22 protein-coding genes are annotated in these 25021 nt (G+C 39.1%); 8 read left to right on the top strand and 14 right to left on the bottom strand.

Annotated elements, in window-relative coordinates; all coding sequences use genetic code 11:
* Positions 1-100: 100 nt before the first annotated feature.
* Positions 101-766 carry a BamJ family beta-barrel-assembly machinery protein gene (bamJ, locus tag AWW67_RS09020; protein ID WP_062301268.1) on the top strand — a complete coding sequence of 222 codons (666 nt, stop codon included), beginning with the start codon at positions 101-103 and terminating at the stop codon, positions 764-766.
* Positions 767-877: 111 nt separating this feature from the next.
* Here bamJ and AWW67_RS09015 read toward each other — a convergent pair whose 3' ends face one another.
* Entirely contained in the window at positions 878-1660 is a 783-nt protein-coding gene (locus tag AWW67_RS09015) for an inositol monophosphatase family protein (RefSeq protein WP_062301266.1), read from the bottom strand.
* Positions 1661-1847: 187 nt separating this feature from the next.
* On the opposite strand from AWW67_RS09015, the gene AWW67_RS09010 reads away from it, so the two are divergent.
* Positions 1848-2624: an SH3 domain-containing protein gene (locus tag AWW67_RS09010; protein WP_141655420.1), complete on the top strand. Its 777-nt coding sequence runs from the start codon at positions 1848-1850 to the stop codon at positions 2622-2624.
* Positions 2625-2631: 7 nt separating this feature from the next.
* On the opposite strand, the gene AWW67_RS09005 is transcribed toward AWW67_RS09010, so the two are convergent.
* The 4 genes from AWW67_RS09005 to AWW67_RS08990 are packed head-to-tail and all read right to left on the bottom strand — an operon-like array spanning position 2632 to position 6757.
* Positions 2632-3327 (bottom strand): N-formylglutamate amidohydrolase, encoded by a 696-nt coding sequence (locus AWW67_RS09005; RefSeq protein ID WP_062301263.1) that lies wholly within the window; start codon positions 3325-3327, stop codon positions 2632-2634.
* Positions 3306-4571 (bottom strand): carboxylate-amine ligase, encoded by a 1266-nt coding sequence (locus AWW67_RS09000; protein ID WP_062301261.1) that lies wholly within the window; start codon positions 4569-4571, stop codon positions 3306-3308. The genes AWW67_RS09005 and AWW67_RS09000 overlap by 22 nt, the downstream gene beginning before the upstream one ends.
* A 6-nt stretch (positions 4572-4577) precedes the next feature.
* On the bottom strand, positions 4578-6026 hold the full coding sequence (locus AWW67_RS08995) for a RimK family ATP-grasp domain-containing protein (protein ID WP_062301260.1): 1449 nt from the start codon (positions 6024-6026) through the stop codon (positions 4578-4580).
* Positions 6026-6757, bottom strand: a complete 732-nt coding sequence (locus tag AWW67_RS08990; RefSeq protein WP_053221807.1) for a cysteine peptidase family C39 domain-containing protein — start codon at positions 6755-6757, stop codon at positions 6026-6028. The genes AWW67_RS08995 and AWW67_RS08990 overlap by 1 nt, the downstream gene beginning before the upstream one ends.
* 148 nt (positions 6758-6905) lie before the next feature.
* Between AWW67_RS08990 and AWW67_RS08985 the strand changes: the two genes are divergently transcribed.
* Positions 6906-7499: a nitroreductase family protein gene (locus AWW67_RS08985; protein ID WP_062301258.1), complete on the top strand. Its 594-nt coding sequence runs from the start codon at positions 6906-6908 to the stop codon at positions 7497-7499.
* 55 nt (positions 7500-7554) lie between these two features.
* Here AWW67_RS08985 and AWW67_RS08980 read toward each other — a convergent pair whose 3' ends face one another.
* Genes AWW67_RS08980 through AWW67_RS08970 form a run of 3 tightly spaced genes read right to left on the bottom strand, consistent with a single transcriptional unit; the run spans position 7555 to position 9665 of the window.
* Positions 7555-8244: a methyltransferase domain-containing protein gene (locus AWW67_RS08980; RefSeq protein ID WP_062301256.1), complete on the bottom strand. Its 690-nt coding sequence runs from the start codon at positions 8242-8244 to the stop codon at positions 7555-7557.
* 9 nt (positions 8245-8253) lie between these two features.
* Positions 8254-8562, bottom strand: coding sequence for a hypothetical protein (locus AWW67_RS08975; RefSeq protein ID WP_141655419.1), 309 nt, complete (start codon positions 8560-8562; stop codon positions 8254-8256).
* An 11-nt stretch (positions 8563-8573) separates the two neighbouring features.
* Positions 8574-9665, bottom strand: a complete 1092-nt coding sequence (locus AWW67_RS08970; protein WP_062301253.1) for a type III polyketide synthase — start codon at positions 9663-9665, stop codon at positions 8574-8576.
* Positions 9666-9715: 50 nt separating this feature from the next.
* Between AWW67_RS08970 and AWW67_RS08965 the strand changes: the two genes are divergently transcribed.
* Positions 9716-10621 carry a UbiA family prenyltransferase gene (locus AWW67_RS08965; protein ID WP_062301251.1) on the top strand — a complete coding sequence of 302 codons (906 nt, stop codon included), beginning with the start codon at positions 9716-9718 and terminating at the stop codon, positions 10619-10621.
* Here the strand turns inward: AWW67_RS08965 and AWW67_RS08960 are convergent.
* Entirely contained in the window at positions 10618-11733 is a 1116-nt protein-coding gene (locus tag AWW67_RS08960) for an NAD(P)/FAD-dependent oxidoreductase (protein ID WP_062301249.1), read from the bottom strand. The two genes, AWW67_RS08965 and AWW67_RS08960, sit on opposite strands and share 4 nt — an antisense overlap.
* A 106-nt stretch (positions 11734-11839) precedes the next feature.
* On the opposite strand from AWW67_RS08960, the gene AWW67_RS08955 reads away from it, so the two are divergent.
* Complete coding sequence (locus AWW67_RS08955) at positions 11840-14320, top strand: zinc-dependent metalloprotease (RefSeq protein ID WP_062301247.1); 2481 nt, start codon at positions 11840-11842, stop codon at positions 14318-14320.
* 56 nt (positions 14321-14376) lie between these two features.
* On the opposite strand, the gene AWW67_RS08950 is transcribed toward AWW67_RS08955, so the two are convergent.
* Both AWW67_RS08950 and AWW67_RS08945 read right to left on the bottom strand, forming a co-directional pair.
* Positions 14377-15621: an aspartyl protease family protein gene (locus AWW67_RS08950; protein ID WP_062301245.1), complete on the bottom strand. Its 1245-nt coding sequence runs from the start codon at positions 15619-15621 to the stop codon at positions 14377-14379.
* Positions 15622-15703: 82 nt separating this feature from the next.
* Entirely contained in the window at positions 15704-16150 is a 447-nt protein-coding gene (locus AWW67_RS08945) for an SRPBCC family protein (protein ID WP_062301243.1), read from the bottom strand.
* A 296-nt stretch (positions 16151-16446) separates the two neighbouring features.
* Between AWW67_RS08945 and AWW67_RS08940 the strand changes: the two genes are divergently transcribed.
* Positions 16447-19332, top strand: a complete 2886-nt coding sequence (locus AWW67_RS08940; RefSeq protein ID WP_176700018.1) for a CHAT domain-containing protein — start codon at positions 16447-16449, stop codon at positions 19330-19332.
* A gap of 67 nt (positions 19333-19399) precedes the next feature.
* On the opposite strand, the gene AWW67_RS08935 is transcribed toward AWW67_RS08940, so the two are convergent.
* Both AWW67_RS08935 and AWW67_RS08930 read right to left on the bottom strand, forming a co-directional pair.
* Positions 19400-21736, bottom strand: a complete 2337-nt coding sequence (locus AWW67_RS08935) for a M1 family metallopeptidase (RefSeq protein ID WP_053221784.1) — start codon at positions 21734-21736, stop codon at positions 19400-19402.
* Between the two features lie 163 nt (positions 21737-21899).
* On the bottom strand, positions 21900-22484 hold the full coding sequence (locus AWW67_RS08930; RefSeq protein ID WP_053221783.1) for a HupE/UreJ family protein: 585 nt from the start codon (positions 22482-22484) through the stop codon (positions 21900-21902).
* A gap of 90 nt (positions 22485-22574) precedes the next feature.
* On the opposite strand from AWW67_RS08930, the gene AWW67_RS08925 reads away from it, so the two are divergent.
* Positions 22575-23072 (top strand): DUF6702 family protein, encoded by a 498-nt coding sequence (locus AWW67_RS08925; RefSeq protein WP_062301239.1) that lies wholly within the window; start codon positions 22575-22577, stop codon positions 23070-23072.
* Positions 23069-23905, top strand: a complete 837-nt coding sequence (locus AWW67_RS08920; RefSeq protein WP_062301237.1) for a DUF3298 and DUF4163 domain-containing protein — start codon at positions 23069-23071, stop codon at positions 23903-23905. The genes AWW67_RS08925 and AWW67_RS08920 overlap by 4 nt, the downstream gene beginning before the upstream one ends.
* On the opposite strand, the gene AWW67_RS08915 is transcribed toward AWW67_RS08920, so the two are convergent.
* Positions 23902-24930, bottom strand: a complete 1029-nt coding sequence (locus tag AWW67_RS08915; RefSeq protein WP_062301235.1) for an RluA family pseudouridine synthase — start codon at positions 24928-24930, stop codon at positions 23902-23904. The genes AWW67_RS08920 and AWW67_RS08915 overlap by 4 nt on opposite strands.
* Positions 24931-25021 lie beyond the last annotated feature (91 nt).

Raw genomic sequence — 25021 nt, 5'->3', positions numbered from 1 at the left:
CAAATTATCCTTAAGCCAATTTCTAAAGGAGTTTATCGCTTGATTATTAAAGGTGTATTTAATTTTTACCTTTGCGCCTGACTTTAAAAACTAAACGATTATGAAAAACATACTTTCTATTGGTGTGGTAATTCTTTTGGCCACTGCCATTGGATGTAGCAGTGACAATGGTACTATGCCGATTGCCCAAATGAAAACCCAGCAAGATAGTCTTAGCTATGCTTACGGTGTTCAAATTGCAGAAATGCTAAAGCAGCAAAACAAAACCCTAGATGCTGACATGGTTGCAGCAGCAGTTAAAGAAGCCTTGGCAGATACTGCGCAACTTTCTTTAGAGCAATGCCAAGAAATTCTTATTGCAGACCAACAGAGAGCAATGGAAGGAATGAAAAATGAAAGTGAAGCTTTTTTAGCCGAAAATGCAACAAAACCTGGTGTTCAAACCACGGCTAGTGGCCTACAATACAAAATTATTCAAGAAGGAACGGGTGCGTCTCCAAAAGCAGAAGATACGGTAACTATTCACTATACAGGTAAACTTTTGGATGGTAATGTATTCGATAGCTCAGTGGGTGGCGAACCACTTACCTACCCTGTAGGCCAGTTCATCCAAGGGTGGATCGAAGGTCTTCAATTGATGAAACTAGGTGGTAAAATGGAACTGTATATCCCATCCAACTTAGCATATGGCGAAAGAGGTATTAGCGGTGCAATCCCTCCAAATGCTGCTTTAATATTCGAAATAGAATTGCTTGATATTAAGTAGTTCTTTGAAAATTAAGACTTTGAAAGCCTTCTCAATAATTGAGAGGGCTTTTTTTGTATTAAGTTGTCTCGTTCTGAAATAAACAAAGAGTTTTTTGTAGCGCATTTTTGTTCAAAACCAATGTTCTTGAATTAACTGTTGCATGGCGGGCTGCACTTCGTTTCCAGCAATAATTTGTCTTCCAAAAATGTAATCACTTCCGCCATTGAAATCGGTCACCATTCCGCCCGCTTCTTTTACAATTAAAGCACCAGCCGCTACATCCCAAGGCTGTAGGTTGTACTCAAAAAAGCCTTCGAAACGACCACAGGCAGTATAGGCTAAATCTACTGCCGCACTACCCATTCTGCGCAAACCATGGGTAGACTTCATGAATTCATCTAGAATCACCAAATACTGCGACATCTGCTCAAAGTTGTAATAAGGAAAACCCGTAGCCAATAATGATTTGTCTAAAGTCTTTATGGGAGAAACGGTAATGGGAAAATGATTTAAAAATGCACCTTGCCCTTTTACAGCATGAAAACATTCATCGCGGTTGATTTCATACACAACGCCCAAAGTCAATTCGTTCCGCTTCATCAAAGCAATTGAAACCGCGAAAACAGGAATTCCATGTGCAAAATTGGTGGTTCCATCCAGCGGATCAACAATCCAATTATAGGTATCAGATTTTTTAGTGGAAGTGCCTTCTTCGGCTATAAAGCCAGAACCAGGTAGTATTTTACTTAAGCCAGCAACAATTCGCTTTTCAGCCTCTTTGTCTACATAGGAAACGAGGTCGTTTTTGCCTTTGTATTCTATTTTAGAGTGATCAAATTTTCTTGATTCCTGCCGAATGAATTCTCCCGTTTCTTTGGCAAGCACGATAACGTCTTGAAGTAATTGCTGCATGGTCTGTTTTCTTAACCTTACAAATATAGGGGTTTCAAAACGCAGACATTATTAAAAAAACGAAGACTATTAAAACAACAGTTTCTTAAGTAATGCCCATCAAAAGCAGATCTACCTTCATTCATCTATTTGTAAATATTAAACCTTAATTTATAATGTTTTTGATTTTTATTAGTTACTTTAAAACATGAATAGATTTGAAAATAGAGTTAGACTTGTAATGGTTTTCTCAATAATGAGTTTAATTTTTTCTGAAGAAATCTCCGCTCAGAATTTAGTAAACGGAGAGCAATACTACGCTTGGAATGTAAAAAATACAGTCGTTTATTCTGACACAAATACCTCCTCAGAAATTTTGGATAGTCTTGCTTTTGGAACCAAGGTTCAAGTGAAAGACACTTCTTATCCTAAAGTCATTAGACACTTTCAGGTCGAATCAGATAAAGATCAAATTGATTATTCCCTGAAAGGTCATTGGGTAAAAATATCTACGGAAGATGTTGAAGGCTATGTATTTGACGGTGAACTTTCCAAAAGATTACCATTGAAACTGCCTGAAAACAAGCGACCAGAAAGAGAAGATGATTATTTGGAGCGTACTTTAGGAGAGGGAGTGGTTACGGAAAAAAAGGAGCCTTTAGGGACTGAACCTAACATTTACTACCGTTGGATTAAAGACATTAAATTCGCTGATGGTAGTTATATTCATTGGGTAAATATAGAAGGCTGCGATATGGGAGAGTTTTTCATTAGTGGCGCCAATATCAACCAAGTCTATTTTATGTTCACGGCATTTCTTTATGACAACGGATCAGGCATTTACTTCCCAAATGCTGATATCGTGAAGCTTACTAAAGTGAAGGGTACAAGGCTCGAGTTTACCGATGCCGATGAGTCTTATTCAAATCACATCACCACAAAAGAAAATGGAAAAGTTGTCTTTGGTGGGGGCTTGTGTGGTTAAACTATTTTTAGATTTCTAAACTTTTGATTGCTGGTGAAAGGACACTTTTCAGAAAGTCCAACTCCTTATTAAAGAAGAATTTTTGATTGACTTCGATTTCGATACCTGAGTAACTTTTTACCCCGAACTTCTTGCGTAACCAGGTGGTAAAACCATCATCAGTGCCTTTATAAGGCTCGTTCAGGTCGATGGTGAGCAGTGGTGCCAACTCTCTAAGTTTTTCGGTTAATTCTAATGCAATTTTGCTTTCCAACCTCCTTTTTGGGTCGAAGAGAATACCGATGTCGGTTAGGCGTTTTTCACCTTCCCAAACTGGTGTAAAGGAATGTATAGAAAAATGAGCTACTTCGTTTTTGGCTTCTGTTTCCCTTTTAATCCAATCGGTTACGACATTTCGGTAAGGGCGATAGTATTTATTGAGCAAAAACTGCTTTACCGAAGGCTCTAAGTCAATGGTGAATTCACTGAAGAGCTGAGGGTGATTTAACGATCGGTTTACCTCCACTAAAAGTCGCGAAGTGGGATGCATAAAAACCGGAACGGCTAATTCTACCCCAAGGTAACTGGCAAGAATAGCAGCACCTGGGTCCCAACCCCGGTGCGATTCCAACGCCTCTTTCCCTCTTTTAAATAAATATTTATAACTCTCAGGCAATTCGTTGCCTGCATGCTCGCAGGTAATTAGAATGCGCCTTCCAAGCATGGATCAAACATTTGGTTGTTTTCCAAACAGTCAGTCAATTCACGATACACCATTTTTAAATTGCTGTGGTCGTAGTTTTGGTTGGTACTCGCTAAAATTCTGCTGGCCAAAGTACCTTGGTCTAAAATTTTATGAATTTGGTCGTACCAAGGCTCAAGCCTTTCAGGATACATGATGTGCAGATTGATCAGCATTTTTCTCCAGAAGTCACCAGCGGTTACTTCTTCATAAGGATTAAAACCAAAGGCTTTTAAATACTCCTTGTCGTTGATTACCGTGTGTTCGCCATGTCGAATTACACTCTTGAAAATGGCTTGTAAGTCGGTGGTTTTAAATTCATGCTGAACTTCGGTAGTCATTATTTTCTCTTCTGTAAGCATTTGCAAAAAGGCAATAACCAAGTTGGCAATGGCCAAATCTGCAGAAGGGCATTCCTGAATATCAATGATCCTGATTTCTATCGCGCCACGATCGAAACGAGCAATTGCACCACGAGAATTCAGCCAAATCGGGTCTAAAATTCCATCCGGATCGTGCGGAGCAATGTCTTCTTCTATCTGGCTATAAATGTATTTTCTATATGTTCTTTTAGAGAAAATAGCTTCTGGAATCACCTTCCCCGTAAGGGAAGGAATAATCTTTTGGTTGTTCTGATAATAATCTAAGCGCTTGTCTAGAAAGTTAGTAAACTTGCCTCCAATAATAGGCGAGCTGGCCGATAAAGCGGGCAGCAGTGGCAAGATTAAACGAATGGCGCCATGAAGTTTTGAGAACTCCTCATCGTCATAAAACGGCAAGTTAATGTGCGTGCTTTGCAAGTTGCTCCAGCCATGGCCTTTGCAATTGAAAATCCTATCATAAGCCGCATAGATTTCCCCACTGTCGTGCGTCCAACGGAAAGACTCCGTTTCAGGGTTCATCCAAGGGTGCGCAGCCGTTGGCATTAATCGGGCATTGAAAGTAGCTAATAGCTCGTTCATTTGCTCTATTGCTTCTTGAAAATCCACACCCAGTTGCACCAAATCTTTGGTTGGATGCGAGCATTTAAGTTCAAGTACGTGCAAAGCCAGCTCGTTGGACCAAGTTACAGGCCCCATATTTATTTCTCCGGTGTATTCTCCGGTCAAAGATTTAAACACCTCGTCTGCGATTGGCTTCACATTGAGGGTTTCTATATCCACAATCATGTATTCCAGCTCTATTCCAAATGCTTCGAACAGATGCAGGCGGTTGGTATTACTCATTCCTTTTTATTTCATTTTAATCCGCTCCAGCATAATTTCCATTATGCGTTCATAGAGCTTATTCTTGATAATCTTATCTTCCACACCCGAGTCTATATTCGGGTTGTCGTTTACTTCTATCACATAGAATTTGCCATTCACTTCTTTGATATCTACTCCGTAAAGCCCGTTACCAATCAGTTTTGTGGCCTTTAAAGCGGTTTGTAATAAACCCACCGGAGCTTGTTCTACCGCCAAAGTATCGGCATTGCCCTCTACATGTTTGTCGCCTTCTTTCCAGTTTACAATTTGCCAATGGTCGCGGGCCATGTAATAGCGACACACATAAAGCGGTTCGTTATTAATAATTCCTACTCGCCAATCGAAAGGAGTTGGCATAAACTCTTGCGCAATCAGCAATTCCGACCCTTTGAAAAAGCCTTTCAAAAGGGCTTTCAATTCTTCTTCGTTTTTTACCTTTTTCACGCCTCTTGAAAAAGCGCCATCGGGCTCTTTCAGAATAAAAGGGAACTCTAGCTTTTCAGTATCAGGTGTAGCCTTGTCTTTTGAAATGATGGTTGATTTAGGAACAGGGATTTTGTTGCTGGTCATCAATTCATTCAAATACACTTTGTTCGTGCATCTCAAAATCGACATTGGGTCATCAAAAACTACCAAGCCTTCGGCTTCTGCTTTTTTAGCGAAGCGGAAAGTATGGTTGTTTACGTTTGTGGTTTCCCTTATGAAAAGTGCATCGAACTGGGTAAGTCTGGCGTAATCGTTTTTGGTAATTATTTCCGTGTTGAAGCCCGTTTTTTCCGCAGCTTTCACAAACTTTTGTAGCGCTTTAGCGTCTGATGGCGGGTTGTCATCTTCTGGGTTTACCAAAATTGCCAAGTCGAATTTTCTTCTCGGGTTACTGGTTCTCACCACCATTTTTTTAGTGAGGAAAAGCCCCAATTGATTACTCAAAGTAGTGCGTTCTTCTTCACTTAAATCATGAATGTTAAGTGGTTTCAATTGTTCCAGCGCCCACTTTTCCTTCTTTACAAAAACCACTTTTAAAATAGGGGTTTGAAAAAGGTTGAAGAGCAATAGGCCCAATTTAGTGGTGTGTGCACTGCCCGTAAAACCAAAATATATTCTCAGTTCAACTTTAGTTTCTTTACTTCCTTTAAAGGTTTTCTGAATCACTTCATCAAAATCTTGCGCATCGTCCTTGATCATGGCCGGGTAACGGAAATCTTGAATGGTGGAAGCTTCTGGCAATACTTTATGACCTCTGGCTTCCGCCAAAAGCGACACATAGTATCCCGTGCTTTGGTATTGGTATGATTTGCAGAGGTTAATCACTTTAACCTTGTTCAGGTGTCTTAGACCTTCGTTTGCAAAGTATTCTCTGGCGGAAATAACCTCTACGCCAGGGATATTAAAATTCCATTTCTTTGGGTTCTCTGTAACTATTAGTTTCGACATTACTGGTTTTTATCTCTTGGTTCAATAATTAATAAATTGGCATCGTAGGTTACAATGCCCAACATAATCGCATTAATCAGGCGGTTAATATCCACTTTATAGTGTTGCTCACCATTGTTCATGGGGTTATTCTTCAATGGGTCGGCAATAGATACCATTCCCGTTGCCTCAGAATAACCATTGAGTACCACAAAGTGACCTACAGGCAGACCTCTCAAATCATCATATTCGGTTACTGTATCTCCAATTTCACGTTTGCTACCATACAAATAAGTAGCGCTTAAGCCTGTTAAAATTGGTTGCTTCGCGAAGAGGAATTTCTTGATTAATTCTGGACTCAAGTCTTCAAATTTGATTTCTCCTCCTTGTTTTAAAAACTTCATATAAGCCACAGATGCGAACTGAATTCTACGCTGTGGTTTGTATCTTTTTTGCAAACCTAGTTTATGAAGTAAATCTGGCTCTTCTGCATCAAACCATGACGGATCGAACAAGTTGAGATTATAGGTGTAGAGCGTTGCTTTGTAACCGCGCTTTAAAGCATGGTTGCCTAAATTCACCGCCAAGGTTCCTCCGCTTTTCAACTGCTTTACTTCGCCAATTATATCAGGCAAAGAGATGTAGTCTCCGTAATATTGATAAACCGCTTGCAAACAAGTGGGTCCACAAGTGGAGTCCGTTGGCTGCGGAAGCATATCAATACCAAACCATGCTTTATCTAAAACGATCATGTATTTTTCTACCTTTAATACTCCTTTGACGAAGGCTTAATAAAAAGTCACTTTGCACAGGGAATTTATGAAGTAGAGCCACTGTTATGGACAGAAGCAAACGCAACCTGAACAACTATTTTAGTCGCTTTTTTTAAGTTAGAACGATATGAAATTTTCGATAGAAGAAACTAATAAACTGCTCCGAAACCGCAGATCAATATATCCAGCCATGTATTCCGATGTGTCCGTGGATGACGCCATCATTAAAGAGATGCTGGAGAATGCCAATTGGGCACCTACCCATAAACTCACCGAGCCTTGGCGCTTTGTGGTTTTCAAAAATGAAGGCTTGAAAAAACTCGCTACTTTTCAATCTGAGCTTTATAAAGAACTTTCCACCAAGGCTGGCAATTTTGATGCATCGAAATTTGAGAAGTTGGCTACCAAGCCATTACTTGCTTCGCATATTATTGCCATTGGCATGAAGCGCGACCCAAAAGCACTCGTTCCGGAAATCGAAGAAATCTCATCTGTAGCTTGCGCAGTGCAAAACATGTATTTAACAGCTACCGCGAATGGCGTGGGCTGTTATTGGGGCTCAGGCGGAATTACTTATAAAGAAGAAGCCAAAAGCTTTTTTGGCTTGGGAGCCGAAGATAAATTACTTGGGTTTCTCTATGTAGGAAACTTAAAAACAGACAAATGGCCAGCAGGAAAGCGCAGCCCAATTGAAGAAAAAGTGAGTTGGGTAGAAAGTTAAATATGTCAACCCTCCAAGGGTTTGAAACCCTTGGAGGGTTCGTTCACTTCAAAAACTAAAAAATCAACTGCCACCTAAACGCCCACATCCACCTCAGCTTGAAAAACGGAATTTCGGCTTGTTTCATGATTTTCTCTAGCTCTGCTTTTTTGAAGGCTCGCCTTACCGAAAGCGGAGCATCGTTCTTTACCATTTCAGATTTGGAGAAAAAATAGGTCAGCCATTTGATTAAAAACTCAGCCAAGCCATGGCGATGTAAATCATTAATTACCGTCCCTTTTTTTGCTTGGGTTTTAAACTGATTGAAAATATTGATGAGTTGTTCATCGGTAAAGTGATGTGTAAAAAGGGTACAAAGAATGACATCGAATTGTCTTTCTTTAAATTCTTCTGAAAAAATATCACACACTTCAAAACGGATGTTGGGGTAGGCCTTACAGTTCTCTATGGCGTATTCCACAATAGCAGGATTGGCATCAAAGCCAATCAGTTCAACTTCAAGCTTCCTCTGTTTTGCCCACTGAGCAACAAGCTTCAGCATATCACCTCCGCCACAACCCAAATCAGCAATTACAAGTTTCTCCTTGGTTTTTGATCGAATGAGTTGATCCAAACCATTAATGGTTACAAAATTTCCTCCCAGCCATTTGTTGATGGTTTCGAGCTCCTTTAGCGTCTGCGGAATTACTTCACCAGAGGCCTCAAGGTCATCCATTAATTCTTCTTCGTATGATCGGCTGCTCATTGCTGGTTTTTATTCAAAGTAGGTAATCCGTTTCACATGCCCTAGGGAGTCGAAATGAATATAAATACCATCAGATGAAAAAGTTGGTGGCTGATAATAGAACGAAGGAATATTGCTCTGTGAACCAGAATCACTTCTTGTATCAGGCTCACCCATTATTTTCTTCACCTGTAATGAGTCCATTCCTATTTCAATTTTTTCGGAGTTGACCACATTTTGTTTGCTTTTTCTGGCAGCGGCACTCCACTCTGTAAAGTAGAAAAACGCAAAAACCAGCAGGGAAACTAAAACGCCAATAAATATGAAAACCTTTTTCATTACCCTAAACATTAAACGATTTCTAACACCATCGACTCCAAAGTAAGCCCAGGGCCAAAAGCCACAGAAAGGCAATTTTCTCCTTTTATGGACCCTTCTTCTATGAGTTTTTCCAATACAAAGATTAGAGTAGCGGACGACATATTTCCATAATTTTGGAGTACCTCATAGGCATGACGGTTATCGATCTTGCCAAGATTCAGTTCTTGTTCAATCACTTCTAAAATGCGTTTTCCCCCGGGGTGTATGGCGTATTGTTGAATAGAACTTCCGCCCATTTTCTTTTTCAGTTGGTCAATCATTCCTGCAATACCCGACTCAATAAGATTGGGCACATAAGATGAAAGCTTCATTTCGAAACCGAAATCACCAATGTCCCAAGCCATGTTCTCGCCTCCATCATTCAGAATTTGATTATGAAAAGCGACAGGCGATAAGCCCTTGCTCCCTTGTTCCGAAGAAGTCATTAAAAGGGCTGCTGCGCCATCGCTGAAAAGTGCGTTGGCCAGTAAATTATCTTCGTCTGTTTTGTTCTGAAAATGAATGGTACATAGCTCCGTTGAAACCACTAAAACTTTAGCCTTTGAGTCGGCTTTGCAAAAAGCATCGGCAGTGCGAATGCCCGTTATGGCGGCATAGCAGCCCATAAAATTGATGCAGGTCCGCTGAACGTCAGAGTTTAAATTGAGGCCATTAATCAAATCAACATCCAATCCAGGCGCATACATGCCCGTGCAACTGATGGTGATCAAATGAGTTACTTCTTCGAGTTTGATATTCGATTTCTGAATGCAGTTTTGTACTGCCTTCATGGCCAAGTCTGGCGCTGCTTCTTTATATAAAATCGATCGTTGTTGGGTCGTTGGAAAAGGACTCAAGTCTTTACTTTTGGGATAAAAAGTCCAACCTTCCATATTCAGACTCCCATAATCTGGAATTACAGAATGGCGGGTTTGAATTCCACTAGCGCGGTAAAGTGCTTTCAGTCGGGTTTTATCCTTACCTTCAAACCCATGGGCATTTGCCATAAACTCAAGAATTTCCTTCTGAGGAATTTTATTTTCTGGAACTGCGGTGCCTATGGCTGATATGACTGATCTCACGTTCTATATTATCCTTTTTTCCGCTAAATTGTTCAGTATAACTTTCAATTATGTTCAAAAAGTCGACTTGGTTACATTTAAGAATTCCGTTTAGCTACTTTCTTCTCCCTATCTATTTCTTTGGGATTTCTATTAGTCCCAACCTAAGTGAGCCCAATCTGCTCTGGCTTTTTATCATTCTTCACCTTTTTATTTACCCTGCCAGTAATGCATTTAACAGCTATTTCGACAAGGATGAAAAAAGCATTGGCGGCTTGAAGAACCCACCACCAGTAGATAGAAACCTGCTCTATATGGCTTGGCTTTTCGATATCATCGGGGTTTCGCTTTCCATTTGGCAATTCAAAAACAACTGGACGTTGACGCTTATGCTACTTGTCTATATTTTGGTATCAAGGGCATACAGCCATCCTTCAATACGACTAAAAAAGTACGCTTTCCTGAGTTGGTTTATCGCTGGCCTTTTTCAAGGGGCTTGGGTAGTTTGGATCATTTACATTGGCTTAAATAATTTCGAATTCAGCCATGTTTTAAAACCTCACGTGCTTATTCCCGGACTTCTGGCCTCTGTAATTCTTTGGGGAGCCTATCCTATGACCCAGATTTATCAACATGAAGAAGATGTCAAAAGAGGCGATAAAACGCTTAGTATAAAGCTGGGAATCAAAGGCACTTTCCTATTTACGGCTGTCTTTTTTGTGATGGCATCGGTGCTCTATTTCTTTTATTTTGACGCATACCACCAAACCAAATATGGGTGGACGTTTATTCTGGCAATGGCCCCAATTGTTGTGTTTTTTGCAGGCTGGTTTTTAGCGGTAATGAAGAATGAAAACAAAGCAAACTTTAAAAACACCATGTGGCTCAACTTCATTTCTGCCACCTGTTTGGGCGGATTCTTTCTCTACTTTTTTCTAGACTCTACCAATATTTTAAATGCGGTAGGTCAATACTAAAACGGCTTTCCGTGTGTGTTCTTCATGATTTTTTTCGCCAACCAAGGTGAATTTTTCATTACCGAAAGGGCAGCGTTACTGCTCCATTTTGAACCAAAAAAGGATTGAGTTTTTCTGCCCACCCAAAGCCGTTTTTTAAAAGTTGCATTCCACTTCTCACTGTAAACACTTTCCAGTTTTTGCCTATCCCATTGTTCTGAACCAGCATGTTCAGCAATCGTATCAGAGAGGATTTTAGCGGAGTGAACTGCCATGGCCATTCCATTGCCGCATAATGGAGTAATCAGGCCGGCCGTATCTCCCGACATCAGAATATGGTTTTCGATCAGTTTTTTAGGGCGAAAGGAAAAGGAATTAATTACCACTGGTTTTTCGTGCACAAACTCAGCATTATCAAAAATGGATTTTAGAAATGGATTGACTTTAAGCACTTTTTTTTCCATTGCCTCTACAGAGCCTGTTTTTTTCAAATCTTCTCTTCTGCCTAAATAGCAAAGATTAAACTGGTCATTTTCAATGGCTACTATACCGCAATATCCTCCTTCAAAATTATGCAAGGCTACTAAGTCTCTAGGAAAGTCCGTTTTGATGTGATGCTTTACGCCAATAAAAGGAGCTTCATATTTCAAATAACCTCGCTCCAGCTTTTTGTCTAGCACTCCATTTTTCCCATAGGCGCCAATCACCAAATCGGCATGGTAAACTTCATTGGTGCTACTTTCTAATCTAAATTGATTGTTGCCAAATTCAACATTAATGATGGACGTATTCTCTAGAATTTCAGCTCCAGATGTTCTGGCTAGATTCGCTAAAAAATCATCGAGTAAAAAACGGCTAATGCCAAAGCCGCCCATATCAAGAGGCATATTTAAAGACTGACCATTTAAAGCGCTAATTTGAAACTTAGTGATTTGAGGAAAACATTGATTATCAGGCAGGAGTTTCTCTCTTTTCATGAAGTCCAATACTTCATTTGAAAGGTATTCACCACAGACTTTATGGAAGGGATATTGTTTCTTTTCAAAGAGAACAACCTCGAAATTCAAGCGAGAAAGTCGTACGGCACTCACTAAACCTGCTAAACCCCCACCAATTATTGCTATTTTTTTCAATTTTACATTCCCCTTTTATAATTCTAAAGCACCTTTCAAGTAAAATAGGCTTCACGGTACCACATAAGCAATTAGCTTAAGCAACAATTATTAAACCACTAAAGGAATGAAAAAGATTAAAACGATTGCACAAAAACCATTATTGGTTGCTGTGGCCGTCTTATTTTTGCTCACTGGGTTCGCAGATAACTCATTTGGGCAATCTAGGAAGGAAAAAAGAGAAGCTGCCGAAAAAGCGGCGGCAGCTGCTGCTGCTCCAAAACAAGACCCTAAGCCTAAAGTAAAAAAAGGCGAACCAAAACCTTATGACGAGGTAATTACAAAAGATGCCATTTCAGACGATGGGCTTTTCCAAGTACATAAAATTGATGATAAATACTTCTTCGAGATTCCTAATGATCTTTTAGGAAGAGATATGCTTATGGTTTCCCGAATTGCAAAAACTGCTTCGGGCATTGGCTTTGGTGGTGGAAAAACAAGCACCTTAATGCTAAGATGGGAACGTAACGAGAATAAGATCCTTCTTAAAATTATCTCAACGCAAGTTACAGCGGCTGATTCTCTTCCAATCAGTGAAGCAGTTAAAAACTCAAACTTAGACCCAATCTTGGCGTCTTTCCAAGTTGAAGCCTTATCGAAAGATGGTAACGGAGTAGTAATTGATGCTTCATCATTGTTAACCAGCGATATCAAGCCTCTTGGTTTTCCTCAGTTTTACCGAACTCAATATAAGGTTTCAAGAATGGATAACGACCGTTCTTATGTAACTAGAGTAAGCAGCTACCCTGAAAACATTGAGCTTAGACACGTTAAAACTTATTTAGCTAGTGCTAGCCCTTCTTCGAGAGAAGACGGTGCCATCACTATTGAGATGAGCAACTCAATGATTCTTCTGCCAGAAGTACCAATGCAAAGAAGACTTTATGATGAAAGAGTGGGCTGGTTTGCAAGAGGAACAACTGATTATGGTTTAGACGTTCAGCAGTCTAAAACTATTAGATATTTAGACAGATGGAGACTTGAAGTAAGAGATGAGGATATGGCTAAATTCCGTAGAGGAGAATTAGTTGTTCCGAAGAAACAAATCGTTTATTACATCGATAGAGCAACTCCTGAAAAGTGGGTAAAAGCGATTAAAGACGGTATCGAAGATTGGCAAGTTGCTTTTGAAGCCGCAGGTTTCAAAGATGCAATTATTGCTAAAACAGCCCCTACTCCTGAAGAAGATCCAGATTGGAGCCCAGAAGATGTTAGATATTCTGTAGTTAGATATTTAGCTTCTCCAATTCCAAACGCAAACGGACCACACGTAAGTGATCCGCGTTCTGGTGAAATCTTAGAAAGTGATATCAACTGGTACCATAACGTAATGACATTATTAAGAAGATGGTTCTTTGTTCAAACTTCTGCCATTAACCCTGGCGCTCAAAGCCCAGAGTTTGACGATGAAGTAATGTCACGTTTGATCCGCTTTGTATCTTCTCATGAAGTAGGCCATACTTTAGGTTTACCACATAACTTCGGTTCAAGTAATGCTTATCCTGTAGATTCTTTGAGATCTGCTGAGTTCACTAAAAAAATGGGTACAGCGCCATCGCTTATGGACTACGCTCGTTTTAACTACATAGCACAACCAGAAGACGAAGGTGTTGCTTTAATGCCAGAAGTAGGAGTTTATGATAAATACTCAATTGCTTGGGGTTACAGACCAATATTAGATGCCAAAACTCCTGAAGAGGAACTTCCTACTTTAAGAAGATGGATCGAAGAAAAAAATGGCGATCCACTTTACAGATTCGGGCGTCAAGGCAATAGCAATGACTACACTGCCCAAAGTGAAGACTTAGGTGATGATGCCATGAAAGCAAGTGATTATGGAATCAGAAACCTAAAAATAATCATGAACAACTTGAAGAAATGGACTTATGTGCCAGGTTCTGATTACACAGAATTGGAAGAAATGTACGGTGAAGTTCAGTCTCAGTTCAACCGTTACATGGGTCATGTAGGCCGTTATGTAGGTGGTGTTAAAGAAGATTACAAAACAGTTGACCAAGAAGGAGCTGTTTATACACATGCTCCAAAAGCCAAGCAAAAAGAAGCTGTTCAGTTCTTAAACAATCAATTGTTCAATACTCCAAAATGGATTCTTGACAATGAAATTTTGAACAGACTTCAGGATGACGGTGCAGTTACTGCCATGAAATCTATGCAGGTAAGAACTTTAAACTCTGTTTTAGAGCCAAGAAAACTAGGTAGAGTTATTGAAAATGAAGCGCTAAACGGAAACGCTGCTTACGGAATGCTTGAATTATTCAGCGATGTAAGAAACGGTATTTGGTCTGAACTATCTGCTGGTAAAGCAATTGACACCTACAGAAGAAACCTTCAAAGTGGTTATATTGATAGAATGGAAACTTTAATGAAGGATAATAGTCAGTCTGATATTTCTTCAGTAGCCAGAGCAGAATTAAAAACTTTGCAGGCTAGAATTAAAGCTGCTATTCCAAGAACTTCTGATAGAATGTCGAAAATACATTTAGAAGATGCTTTAGAGAAAGTAAACAATATTCTTGACCCGAAGTAATCTGGGCAAATTAATGAAAATGAGGCCGTCTGGAGTTTCCAGACGGCCTTCTTTTTTTATAGTAATCGCTTATGCTTTAGGTTAATCTGCATGAGCTCGCCATTTCTGCGAATAATCAGCTTAAGCCTTTCTCCTGGTGTACGTTTCAATACAGACACTACTTCATCCAACTTATAAAAAAATGCGGGGTTGTTATTCATAGCAATTACTTCATCGCCTATTTCTAGGCCTGCTTTTTCTGCCGGTGAACCGGGAATAATATCATTTATATAATACTCATTCAGTCGATCTCCAAAAGCCATTACGTTCATACCAACTGTATTAAATTGAAATCTTTCACGAAAGTTGCTGTTTGGTTTTAGGTACATATACCCTTCGTGATAATTGAAGATTACATGAAACTTAGATAGAATATCAGCGCCAATTGTTCCGTAGCGAACATCCTCTCTACTAGTTTCCACATTAGGTTTAGATAACCCCCAAGCCTCTGGATATGAAGTCAATACCTTTTTAAATTTGTATTTACCTAACTTTACTTTCTTTACTCTTCCTATTTTCCCTTTAATAACGCCCGCTAGCCCCCTGCCAATAGTATGATCTAAAGTTCTTTCGGGTAGAATTATATCTTCATTCGACTCAGCATCAAGAAACAACGCACTACTAGCGCCTGTATCAATAAGCAGCTTTACCGTAATAGGCTTTTCCCCTTTTTGCTTTACATTCACGTTTACATAGGGTCGAAAATTCTCTAATGTAATTGGTATTCTTTTATACTTCTTTGGTCGTTTAAAGTCCTCAGGGTGCGATAGATTAATTCTTCTTTCTGAATAATCGATGTTCACTACAAAGCGATTGAAGATTTCTGAACCCAAAATTCCGTGTGCCTCAACACCAAGTACATTCTCTATATCTACAAAATTACTCTGAAGCACTAGCATAGATTGATCTTTGCCATGCACCCCTGCAAAATTTATCCTAATGTCATTGGCCACCCAAAGATCCGTCACTTTGTTACCATCTGCCGCGTAAATAGGAATGGTTCTCGCGTTTACCAAGTTATTTTCACCTATAATTAATTTATCGAAGATCATCCCCGATTCAGAGCCTGTATCTAAAATAAAATTGAATGGCCCCTGTTCATTTATTTTAATAGGAACAATCATAAGATTGCTTTCATTCTTAAAAGACAACGAGACCCTATTGGCTCCGTTTTCTAAACCGAAACCAATTGAGTTTTGAGCCTGTACATTGACGGTATAGTAAAGGAGGGTAGATAAGATTATAGTTGGCAGATATTTCATATGAGCGGGTGTTTTGTGTTCCGAACGAACCAGTTAAATAACACTCTTAAAAACGTAAACCCTTACCAATGCAAACTTGAGTTTACTTATATCTTTTTTTAAACCACTTTCTATATATTGGTTTTCGATACATAAACTGGAAATAAATCAATGGATATAGAATATAGTTGAGCAGCAGAAAAGGTGTTGAATATTCAATATCATCAATAATCATGGTACCCGCTTCTTGTTGCCCCATGATATGCTTATGCTTCCAACTATTAAAAAACACAGGGAGTTTTATGCCAATATCAATAAAATCAAAGCGTTGTTCGGTTTCGGTTTGATCAATTATTTTACTTATCCATTCTTGTTTGAAAAGAAAAAAGTTTAGCGTAAGCCCCACAATATCACCCGATTTGCATCCATCATAACGATTTAACTCAACTTTTGGAAAAGGAGGACTTAAGCGAATAAATAGGCTTTCGTTAAAGCCATCCTTTACATTTGTCAAGTCCTGTTCTACCTTTGTAGAAATTTTGATTTTCATACCCCAATAACTAACATTTAAAACAAAAGTTTACCCCTTTTGGTTATTTGGAACTACAGTCTAAACTTCCTATTTTTCATAATATTCACTCGACTCTAAACACTGGAATGTCTCTACTACCGAGATGCTATTCTAACTTTACCCTACTAAGCTGGCTTTTACTAATATTTCTATGTGCCCAGCTAAATGCCCAGCAAAGCGATTTTAGCAAAGTAAAAACACCCTTTGAATTTAAAAATACATGGGTTAATCAACTCAACGAAAAGCTCAAAGAAGATCGGCAAAATCCGTATCTAATGAACGCCAACAGTTTAGAGTATATTCAATCAATATTACCTCAAGTTGAAACTTCAAAAGACTATGAGACTCTGACTTTTCTATTCGAGCGAAACGCCATGATTCTATATAGCATGAGGCGCGATTCTCTGGCTTTAGCTTCAGCAAATAAATCAGTCGAAACGGCTAAAAAACACCTTCCAAAAAATCACTTTTTACTGTCGAGAGCGTACTTTAGAAGAGGATATATAGAACACAGCACAAACAATTTCTACAATGCTGGCTCAGATTTAGACTCTGCCCAAACAGTTTATCAGGCTTCAAAAAACTACGATTCGGCCTATTACGAGACCTTGATTGAGTATAAATATTATGCCTACAGTTACGGAGAAATGAACCTAGACACTCTTGCAAAGTATTTAGAAAAACGGATGGAAACTAGGTTGAGTAAGGAAAATCCTAACCCAGATGAAATTCTCTATGTGATGAACGACTTCGCCAAGGTGTATATGCAAAAAGGAGATTACGCCCAAGCATTGGCCTACGCTATTGAGGAAGTAGCTTACTCAAAAGAAAAACATGACTCTGTCAGCAAATCGAGATATATAGATTCTCGATTTAATCTGGGCAATGTACTCTATAAAATGAAAGACTTTGAGAGGGGACTAAAAGTATGTAATGAGTTAATCAGTGAGACCAAAAATATAACACAGTTTTTCGGGCCACTTTCTCCTAAAGAAAGAGAAAGGGTAGAAAACGGAATTATTGGAATAAAAGCCTTAAAAGCGGCCATTCTACTGGGTTTAAAACGGTATGAAGAGTCCATTAAAAGTCTTCAAGAAATCGTGAAAGTAAACGATACGGAGTCTCGATTTACTATTCAACAAAAAATAAACATTGCTAACGGATTACTTGGTTTGAAAAATTACGAAGATGCCAAATCCTATATAGAAGATGTTTTAAACGAGTTGAGGCCCACCTTTCCAAACAAACAGGCCGAATCGCTATTTAATGTAGCCGGCTCGCTTTATCAAGAGCTTGGCAAAGCAGAGCTTTCGTTTAATTACTATGATTCTGCTGTCAGAAACAGTATTCCGGAATACTACACGGCAGATATTTTAGGGTTTCCCGAAATTAAAAACCAAAAACTTACAATTACTGCGCTTAGCTCTTTGCGCGACAAAGCCATATCACTAATCAGTTATTACAACCAAAGCCTAAAAGACAGTTTAAACGTATTGTTATCCGCTAGCAATTATGCCAGTAACACACACAATATTTTGATGAGCAGTAGACAAGAATTAATGAGAACCGAAGGTAAACTGTTCTTGTCAGAAAACTTTAAGTCGTTGTATGAAGCAGGTATAGAAGCATCATATTTAATGTTTAACCTTGGCAACAAAAAGCTTGGGTTCGAAAATGCTTCTGAATTTTTCAGGCTGAGTAAAGCGGTGTTATTTTTAGAGCAATCGGGTGAGTTTGGCAAAATTCAAAACTCCAATGTTCCTCAATATTTAAGAAATGAGTTTTACCAGTTAAAAACCGAAATAGAAGGTTTAAACTCTACTTTCTATTCAATCTTAGATAAATCATCACCCACCAGCGATTCTGTAGGCCGAATCAACAATAGGTTATTGAATGCCAGTGAAAAACTGAAAGATTTAAAAGACAGTGTTTCCCTATTTTTAGAAGACCAAATCAATGACAACCACCTGATTTTCAAAAGCGGTAACACAGATAGAATAGCCGAAAACAAAGCTATAATCGAGTTTTTTGTAGGCGAAAATCAAATATTCTTATTAGGAAAATCGGCCAATAAGCAGGTTTTTGAAAGGGTAGATATTGACGAGCGATTCAAAAATTCGTTTAATGACTTAATTTCAGAGGTAGGCAACAGACCACAGCTTTCGGATTATGAGAACAAGCTCAGAGCATTTTGTGAAAACGCTGAATATATCTATAGCCTACTTCTTAAGCCTGTTATCGACCAATTGGATAGTAAGATAAACGAACTCACAATTATACCAGATGAGTATTTATCACGACTGCCATTTGAAACCCTGATTACTTCTAAGGTTGAAAACCCTAGGTCGTTTAAGAACTTACCCTACCTTATTAATAGCCATGTCATTAATTATCAGCTTTCCTCAGATCGAGATTTAAACAAAACAACAGCTAAAAAAAGCTCAAAGAATTTAATGGGTATTGGTTATAGTCAGGGAGATAACAACTTGGGCTTTGCCACTCTACCTGGTACAGACAGAGAAATTAAGTACCTACAATCAAAAATAGAGGGTGACTACTACCTAGGAAATGAAGGAACTAAAAGCGTTTTTCTGAAAACAGCAAAAGATTACGATGTGCTTCATTTGGCCATACATGGCCTAGCTGATAGTACAGGAAAATACGAATCCAAACTGATTTTCAACGGTAAAGATAACGTTCTTAAAACCAGCGACCTCTACCTAGCTGGTTTACAAGCTAGGCTAGCCATACTTAGCGCCTGCGAAAGTGGCGTAGGAGAAATAAATAAAGGTGAGGGTGCTTTCAGCATTGCAAGGGGTTTTGCCATAGTGGGTGTACCCTCTATTGTAATGAGCCTTTGGAGTGTAAATGACAAAGTTACTTCAGAATTAATGGTAAATACACACAAGCTTCTGAATGAAAAAGTACCGATAAATAGAGCCATTGGCCAAACCAAAAGAGACTATTTACAAAACTCTGACAATTATACGGCACACCCTTATTATTGGGCAGCGTTCATATCATTAGGTTCGCCAATAACAATTGAAACAACAAACCAGAGCTGGGTCAACATAGTACTTATAGCTTCGGTTACCGCCCTATTGCTAATTTTTCTTCCACTCTGGCGGAAAAAGAAATCAGATCAATCTTCAGGAGTTTAATCCGAGACACTAAAAAAAAGCCCAGAGCACAATTATACTCTGGGCTTAATCTTAATTGAGGAATTGATTAATTTCCTCCGTTAGCTCTTTGCATTGGGTTAGAACCTGTTGCTTGACCTCTGGCGCCAGCGCCTCCACCTCTAAACATTTCGAAACGAGAAGGCTTATTTACTCTTGGGAAGTAATTATTGTCTTCATTGGTATCTGCTGTTTCGCGCTTAGGGTCAATTCGAATCTGAACCACTTCCTTGTCTTTCATAAAAGCCTTGGTCACTTTATCTTCGTTCTTTCTCCAGATATAAGCAGGAATTCTTTCAATTTCAGTAGTTCCATCGGCATAAGTCCATTCAATAATGATTGGCATTACCAAGCCGCCTTGATTAGAAAAATCTATTTGGTAGAAGTTTTTGTTACTACCTAACATGGCTCTTTCCTCATCACTTAATGAAGCACTGAATCTTCGGTAAGCAGTTTTAGCCTCTTCGGTCACTTTGAATTCATCATAAGAATAATAGAAATCCTGAAGGCCTTTGTCCTTCTCTGCATAATATGTCATGCCTTCTTCTTTATTCTTGTCCTTTCTGATGTCATAATCAGCTTCTGCTGCTTCTGCCTTCATTCTTGGGTATTCCACCTCTGGATTTTTAGTATCTAGTTTGTACCATTTCACATCGTCAATCGAAATATCAGTATGGTCAATTGTAAAGTACCAGCCTCTAATAAACCAGTCAATATCTACAGCAGAAGCATCTTCTAAAGTTCTGAAAAGATCGTCTGGAGTAGGGTGTTTGAAAGCCCAACGTTTTGCATATTCTTTAAAGGCAAAATCAAAAAGCTCACGGCCCATAATGGTTTCTCTCAAAATATTTAAACCAGTAGCCGCTTTAGCATAAGCGTTATTTCCAAAACCAATAATATTTTCAGAGTTCGTCATAATTGGCTCTAGCTGGTCTTTTGGCAAAGCCATGTAAGGAGCAATTTTATGTGCTGGGCCTCTTCTTGACGGATAGTTTTCATCAAACTCTTGCTCGGTTAAGTATTGCATGAAAGTGTTCAAACCTTCATCCATCCATGTCCATTGGCGCTCATCAGAGTTTACAATCATAGGAAAGAAGTTATGGCCAACTTCGTGAATGATTACACCAATTGCACCCCATTTGGTCGATTCTGGGTAAGTGCCGTCAGGCAATGTTCTTCCATAGTTAAAGCAAATCATTGGGTACTCCATTCCGTTAGAAGCCTCTACAGAAATCGCTACTGGGTACGGATATGGAATAGTATATTTTGAATACGTTTTAAGCGTATGTGCTACGGCTTTGGTTGAATAACGCGCATAAATTCCATAGGCTTCTTTCGCATAGTACGACATGGCCATTGGGTTTTCACTACGGCCTTCAATATCTACGGCCATCGCATCCCAAACAAATTTTCTAGAAGATGTCCATGCAAAATCGCGAACATTTTCCGCTTTAAAATTCCAAGTTTTCTTACCTGTTGGTTTTCCTTTTTCAGCCGCTTTGGCTTCTTCTAAAGTCACAATTTCAACTGGCTCATCATGCGATTTTTTCGCTTGCTCCCATCTTTTTCTTTGTTCCGCAGTCAATACAGCGTTAGGATTTTGAAGTACCCCTGTTGAACCAACAATATGATCGTTTGGCACTGTCATTTTTACGTCAAAATCTCCAAAAGTCAAAGCAAACTCTCCACGGCCTGTAAACTGCTTGTTGTTCCAGCCTTGGAAATCAGAATATACGGCCATTCTTGGGTACCAGCCAGTAATGGTATACAAGTAGTTTCCATCTTCAGGAAAATACTCATGACCACCTCTAGCACCAGATTCATCTCTTGGCGTTGTGTTGTACCACCATTTAATTCCGAATGTCATTTTATCTCCTGGCTTCAAAGGCGAAGGAAGGTCGATTCGCATCATTGTTTGGTTAATGGTATAGGTCATGTCGGCTCCTTTGGCATCTTTCACTTCGGTAATGTGAAAGCCCCAATCGTTATCGTGACCATTTAGTGCTTTAATCTGATCATAACTCATTCTGCTTCGAATAGCACTTTCTTCCCATTTATACACTGGGTTATCTGGTTGTCTTACGTTCTCATCTAAAGAAATCCACAAATACTGAAGTGCATCAGGGGAGTTGTTGTAATATGTGATTTTTTCAGAACCCGTCAGTCGCTGATTGGTATCGTCCAACTCGGCTTCAATCACATAGTCGGCCTTTTGTTGCCAATATTCATGGCCTGGAGCTCCAGACGCGGTACGGTACACACTTGGGTCACGGAGCATGCGCTCCAATTGCTCAAAACGTTTACCGTGGTTGCTATTAATCACTTGGGCCAATGATTGGCCAGAAATGAAAACAACCGCTGCTACTACGAAAAGTAATCGTTTCATATTCATTCGTTTGTTAGATTTTTAAAACTTATTGGGTAACCTTTCTCTCAAAAGGCAAATATCTTTCCTCTAAAATCTCGAGAAATAAGGGCTCAATTTATAAAAGCTATTCTAGAATTGATAGATATAGTTTAATCTCTTTACTCTGAAAGCCGAAAGGGGATTACCAAAACTTCATCTCTATCATCATGGTAATTGCTATACCAGCAATAGCAGAAGAAACCACCAAATTCCAGTCTCTTCTTGAAACGCTAAATAGGCCAGTAAAAACTGCTGAAATAATCATGAAAACCGCGACAATAATTATTTGTCCGAGTTCAAGACCAATATTGAAGGCCAATAATTGGGTAATGATACTCTCGTTTTTTCCTAAAAGGCTTTTTAAATAATTCGAAAAGCCTAAGCCATGAATTAGGCCAAAAAACAGGGCAAAAAAGTAATTGAGGTTGAGTACCGAAGGTTTTAACGAGTTTTGTTTCCGAATAATATTGCTAAAAGCAGTAATGAAAATGGTAACAGGAATTAAAAATTCGATGATATCGGTACGAAAATTGACTAGCTCGAAAGTACTTAAAGCAAGTGTAATGGAATGTCCAATGGTAAAAGCGGTAACCAGAATCAGTACTTTTTTCCAATCTTGTGCTACGTAAATGGCACAGAGCGCGATTACAAAAAGTATGTGGTCGAAACCATAGATGTCGAGGATGTGTTCGTGTCCTAGTTGGAAATAAAGCTTAAACTGATCCATTCTTGTATTTTGGTGACTTGCTCACAGATTTTCACTTAGCTTTGCAATAATAAAACTTAATTTTTGAAGCACATACAAATAGCTTAAACCATGCCCACTAAGCTTTTATATACGGTGATAATTGGCCTTTTTTGGAATTTACACCCTTTTCATGTGAGTGTTTGCGATATGGAATACAATCAAGAGGCAAAGGCACTTCAAATCAGCCAACGCATATTTATGGACGATCTCGCCACTGGCCTTCAGAGCTTCCATAAAATGGACTACATAGACACCTACAAACCTAAAGACCCAAAAAAACTCGACAGTTTGATTAATGAATACATTCAAGCCAAAATTTTCATTACCATTGATGGTAAAAATGCCAAACTCGATTATATCGGTAGCGAGTTAGAAGGCGATGCGCGCTGGTGCTATATTGAAGTAAAAAACATAAGCTCAATTTCTGAGTTAGACATTTCGAACGTTGTATTATTCGAGTCGTTTCCAGAACAAGAAAACATTGTTCACCTTAAAGTGAACAATCAGCTAAAAAGCTATAAACTCAATAAAAAGGAAATTTCACACCTCTTTAAATTTACCCAATGAAACCTTTAGGTTTTTTATCTATACTGCTTTTACTTACCGCTTGTGAGTTTGGAAAAAAGGAAAGTGTAACTACTCCAGAAGTGGTTCAGCCTATTCCCAAAGCCACTTTTGTGAGTTACGAACTCAATAAAATTTCAGAGAAAAAAGGGCCATGCGTGGCCGATGGAAAAGGTGAAAAATGTTTGAGTATAGAAATTCAGTATCCAACTCTCGAAAGCGGAGCCTCTGACGCAGTGTTGGATTCAATCAACCGACAAATACAGCATGATATTTTGAATTATGCCTTTATCAGCGAGCCTAAAGATGACTTCAAATTGCTGATTGAGGAAATGAGCCAAGAGTATGAAAAAATACTTGATGAAAACAAAGATTATAAAACTGGCTGGCTTTTAGAAATTAGCTCAGATATCATTCATCAAGATTCAAGCTATATCAGTACTGCAACCACCATTTTTACCTTTACTGGGGGTGCACATCCAAACTCTATGCAAGTGTACCGAAGTTATGACCTCACCACTGGAAAAGCATTAGAACTAAGCGATATTCTGGTAGAAGGTTATGAAGAAGAACTGAATAAGTTAGCCGAAATTGAATTCAGAATGGATAAGAAAATTCCACCTAGCGAACCTTTAGATGAACAAGGTTACTTCTTTGAAAATGGCCAATTTCAGCTCAACAGCAATTTTGCCATTATGAATAAGACCTTGTTGTTTTATTACAATGCATACGAAATTGGGCCCTATTCTATGGGACCCACCGAGCTGGAGCTTAAGCTAACCGACTATATAGACTTGATTAAACCTTCGGGAGTAATTGGCGACCTGAAGAATTAATTGTGCTGCACATAGTGCTCCCACTTTTCAATTACTGCTTTAAAGTCTTCGGGCAATTCTGAATTGAATTGCTCAAACTGACCCGTTACTGGATGTACAAAACCTAATGATTTGGCGTGAAGGGCTTGCCTAGGCATAATTTTAAAGCAGTTGTCTACAAAAGATTTGTATTTAGAAAATTGAGTTCCCTTCAAAACTTTATCACCACCGTAAGTAGCATCATTAAAAAGCGGATGCCCAAGGTGCTTCATATGCGCTCTGATTTGATGCGTGCGGCCTGTTTCCAGGTTACACTGGATTAGGGTTACGTAACGGAGTTTCTTCAAAATTTTATAGTGCGTTATCGCATGGCGGCCACGACTTCCATCTTCAATGGCCACAGTAACCCTGCGGTCTTTCTCGCTTCTACCAAGGTTCACATCAATAGTGCCCATTTCTTCACTGGGTTCGCCCCAAACTAAAGCATAGTAGGTACGCTCAATAGAATGATCGAAAAACTGCTTGGCCAAACCAGCCATAGCCTTTTCGCTTTTGGCAATCACTAAAAGCCCTGAAGTATCTTTGTCTATTCGGTGTACAAGACCCGGTCTGCCCTCATTGTTTTGCATGGTAGGCAGGTTCTGAAAATGGTACGTAAGGGCATTTACCAAAGTACCCGACCAATTGTTATAAGCAGGATGCACCACCATTCCTGCCTCTTTATTTACGATCATCAAGTGATCGTCTTCAAATACAATGTTAAGAGGAATATTTTCCGCAACTACTTCGGTATCGCGCGGAGGTTCAGGCAAAGCCACCACAATTTCATCACCTGGATGTACCTTATAATTAGGCTTTATTGCTTCACCATTAACTAACACAAAACCATCTTTAATGCCTTGCTGCACCTTATTTCGGGTCACGTTGGGCAATCTGTCCATCAAGAATTTATCGATACGATAAGGCACTTGGCCTTTGTCGGCCACAATTCTATGATGTTCAAAAAGTTCGTCTTGTTCGTCTATGTCTTCCGCGTAGTTCTTCATGTATTCCTATCTGGCTACAAACTTCCGCTATTAAGGCTTATAAAGCAAGGGCATGGCCTTTGGCTAAGAAGTTGATCAGAGATCAGAAAAT

Source organism: Roseivirga seohaensis (assembly GCF_001592945.1).
GTDB lineage: Bacteria > Bacteroidota > Bacteroidia > Cytophagales > Cyclobacteriaceae > Roseivirga > Roseivirga seohaensis.
Note: the sequence above shows the minus strand (reverse complement) of the source record. Positions and strands in the feature narration are given on the sequence as shown.

Coding starts and splice junctions, on each gene's coding strand:
- AWW67_RS08965 (WP_062301251.1), top strand. CDS start 9,716: ATGTTCAAAAAGTCGACTTGGTTACATTTAAGAATTCCGTTTAGCTAC.
- AWW67_RS08915 (WP_062301235.1), bottom strand. CDS start 24,930: ATGAAGAACTACGCGGAAGACATAGACGAACAAGACGAACTTTTTGAA.
- AWW67_RS08950 (WP_062301245.1), bottom strand. CDS start 15,621: ATGAAATATCTGCCAACTATAATCTTATCTACCCTCCTTTACTATACC.
- AWW67_RS08985 (WP_062301258.1), top strand. CDS start 6,906: ATGAAATTTTCGATAGAAGAAACTAATAAACTGCTCCGAAACCGCAGA.
- AWW67_RS08935 (WP_053221784.1), bottom strand. CDS start 21,736: ATGAAACGATTACTTTTCGTAGTAGCAGCGGTTGTTTTCATTTCTGGC.
- AWW67_RS08945 (WP_062301243.1), bottom strand. CDS start 16,150: ATGAAAATCAAAATTTCTACAAAGGTAGAACAGGACTTGACAAATGTA.
- bamJ (WP_062301268.1), top strand. CDS start 101: ATGAAAAACATACTTTCTATTGGTGTGGTAATTCTTTTGGCCACTGCC.
- AWW67_RS09005 (WP_062301263.1), bottom strand. CDS start 3,327: ATGCTTGGAAGGCGCATTCTAATTACCTGCGAGCATGCAGGCAACGAA.
- AWW67_RS09000 (WP_062301261.1), bottom strand. CDS start 4,571: ATGAGTAATACCAACCGCCTGCATCTGTTCGAAGCATTTGGAATAGAG.
- AWW67_RS09010 (WP_141655420.1), top strand. CDS start 1,848: ATGAATAGATTTGAAAATAGAGTTAGACTTGTAATGGTTTTCTCAATA.
- AWW67_RS08930 (WP_053221783.1), bottom strand. CDS start 22,484: ATGGATCAGTTTAAGCTTTATTTCCAACTAGGACACGAACACATCCTC.
- AWW67_RS08975 (WP_141655419.1), bottom strand. CDS start 8,562: ATGAAAAAGGTTTTCATATTTATTGGCGTTTTAGTTTCCCTGCTGGTT.
- AWW67_RS08925 (WP_062301239.1), top strand. CDS start 22,575: ATGCCCACTAAGCTTTTATATACGGTGATAATTGGCCTTTTTTGGAAT.
- AWW67_RS08920 (WP_062301237.1), top strand. CDS start 23,069: ATGAAACCTTTAGGTTTTTTATCTATACTGCTTTTACTTACCGCTTGT.
- AWW67_RS08980 (WP_062301256.1), bottom strand. CDS start 8,244: ATGAGCAGCCGATCATACGAAGAAGAATTAATGGATGACCTTGAGGCC.
- AWW67_RS08940 (WP_176700018.1), top strand. CDS start 16,447: ATGAACGCCAACAGTTTAGAGTATATTCAATCAATATTACCTCAAGTT.
- AWW67_RS08995 (WP_062301260.1), bottom strand. CDS start 6,026: ATGTCGAAACTAATAGTTACAGAGAACCCAAAGAAATGGAATTTTAAT.
- AWW67_RS08990 (WP_053221807.1), bottom strand. CDS start 6,757: ATGATCGTTTTAGATAAAGCATGGTTTGGTATTGATATGCTTCCGCAG.
- AWW67_RS08955 (WP_062301247.1), top strand. CDS start 11,840: ATGAAAAAGATTAAAACGATTGCACAAAAACCATTATTGGTTGCTGTG.
- AWW67_RS09015 (WP_062301266.1), bottom strand. CDS start 1,660: ATGCAGCAATTACTTCAAGACGTTATCGTGCTTGCCAAAGAAACGGGA.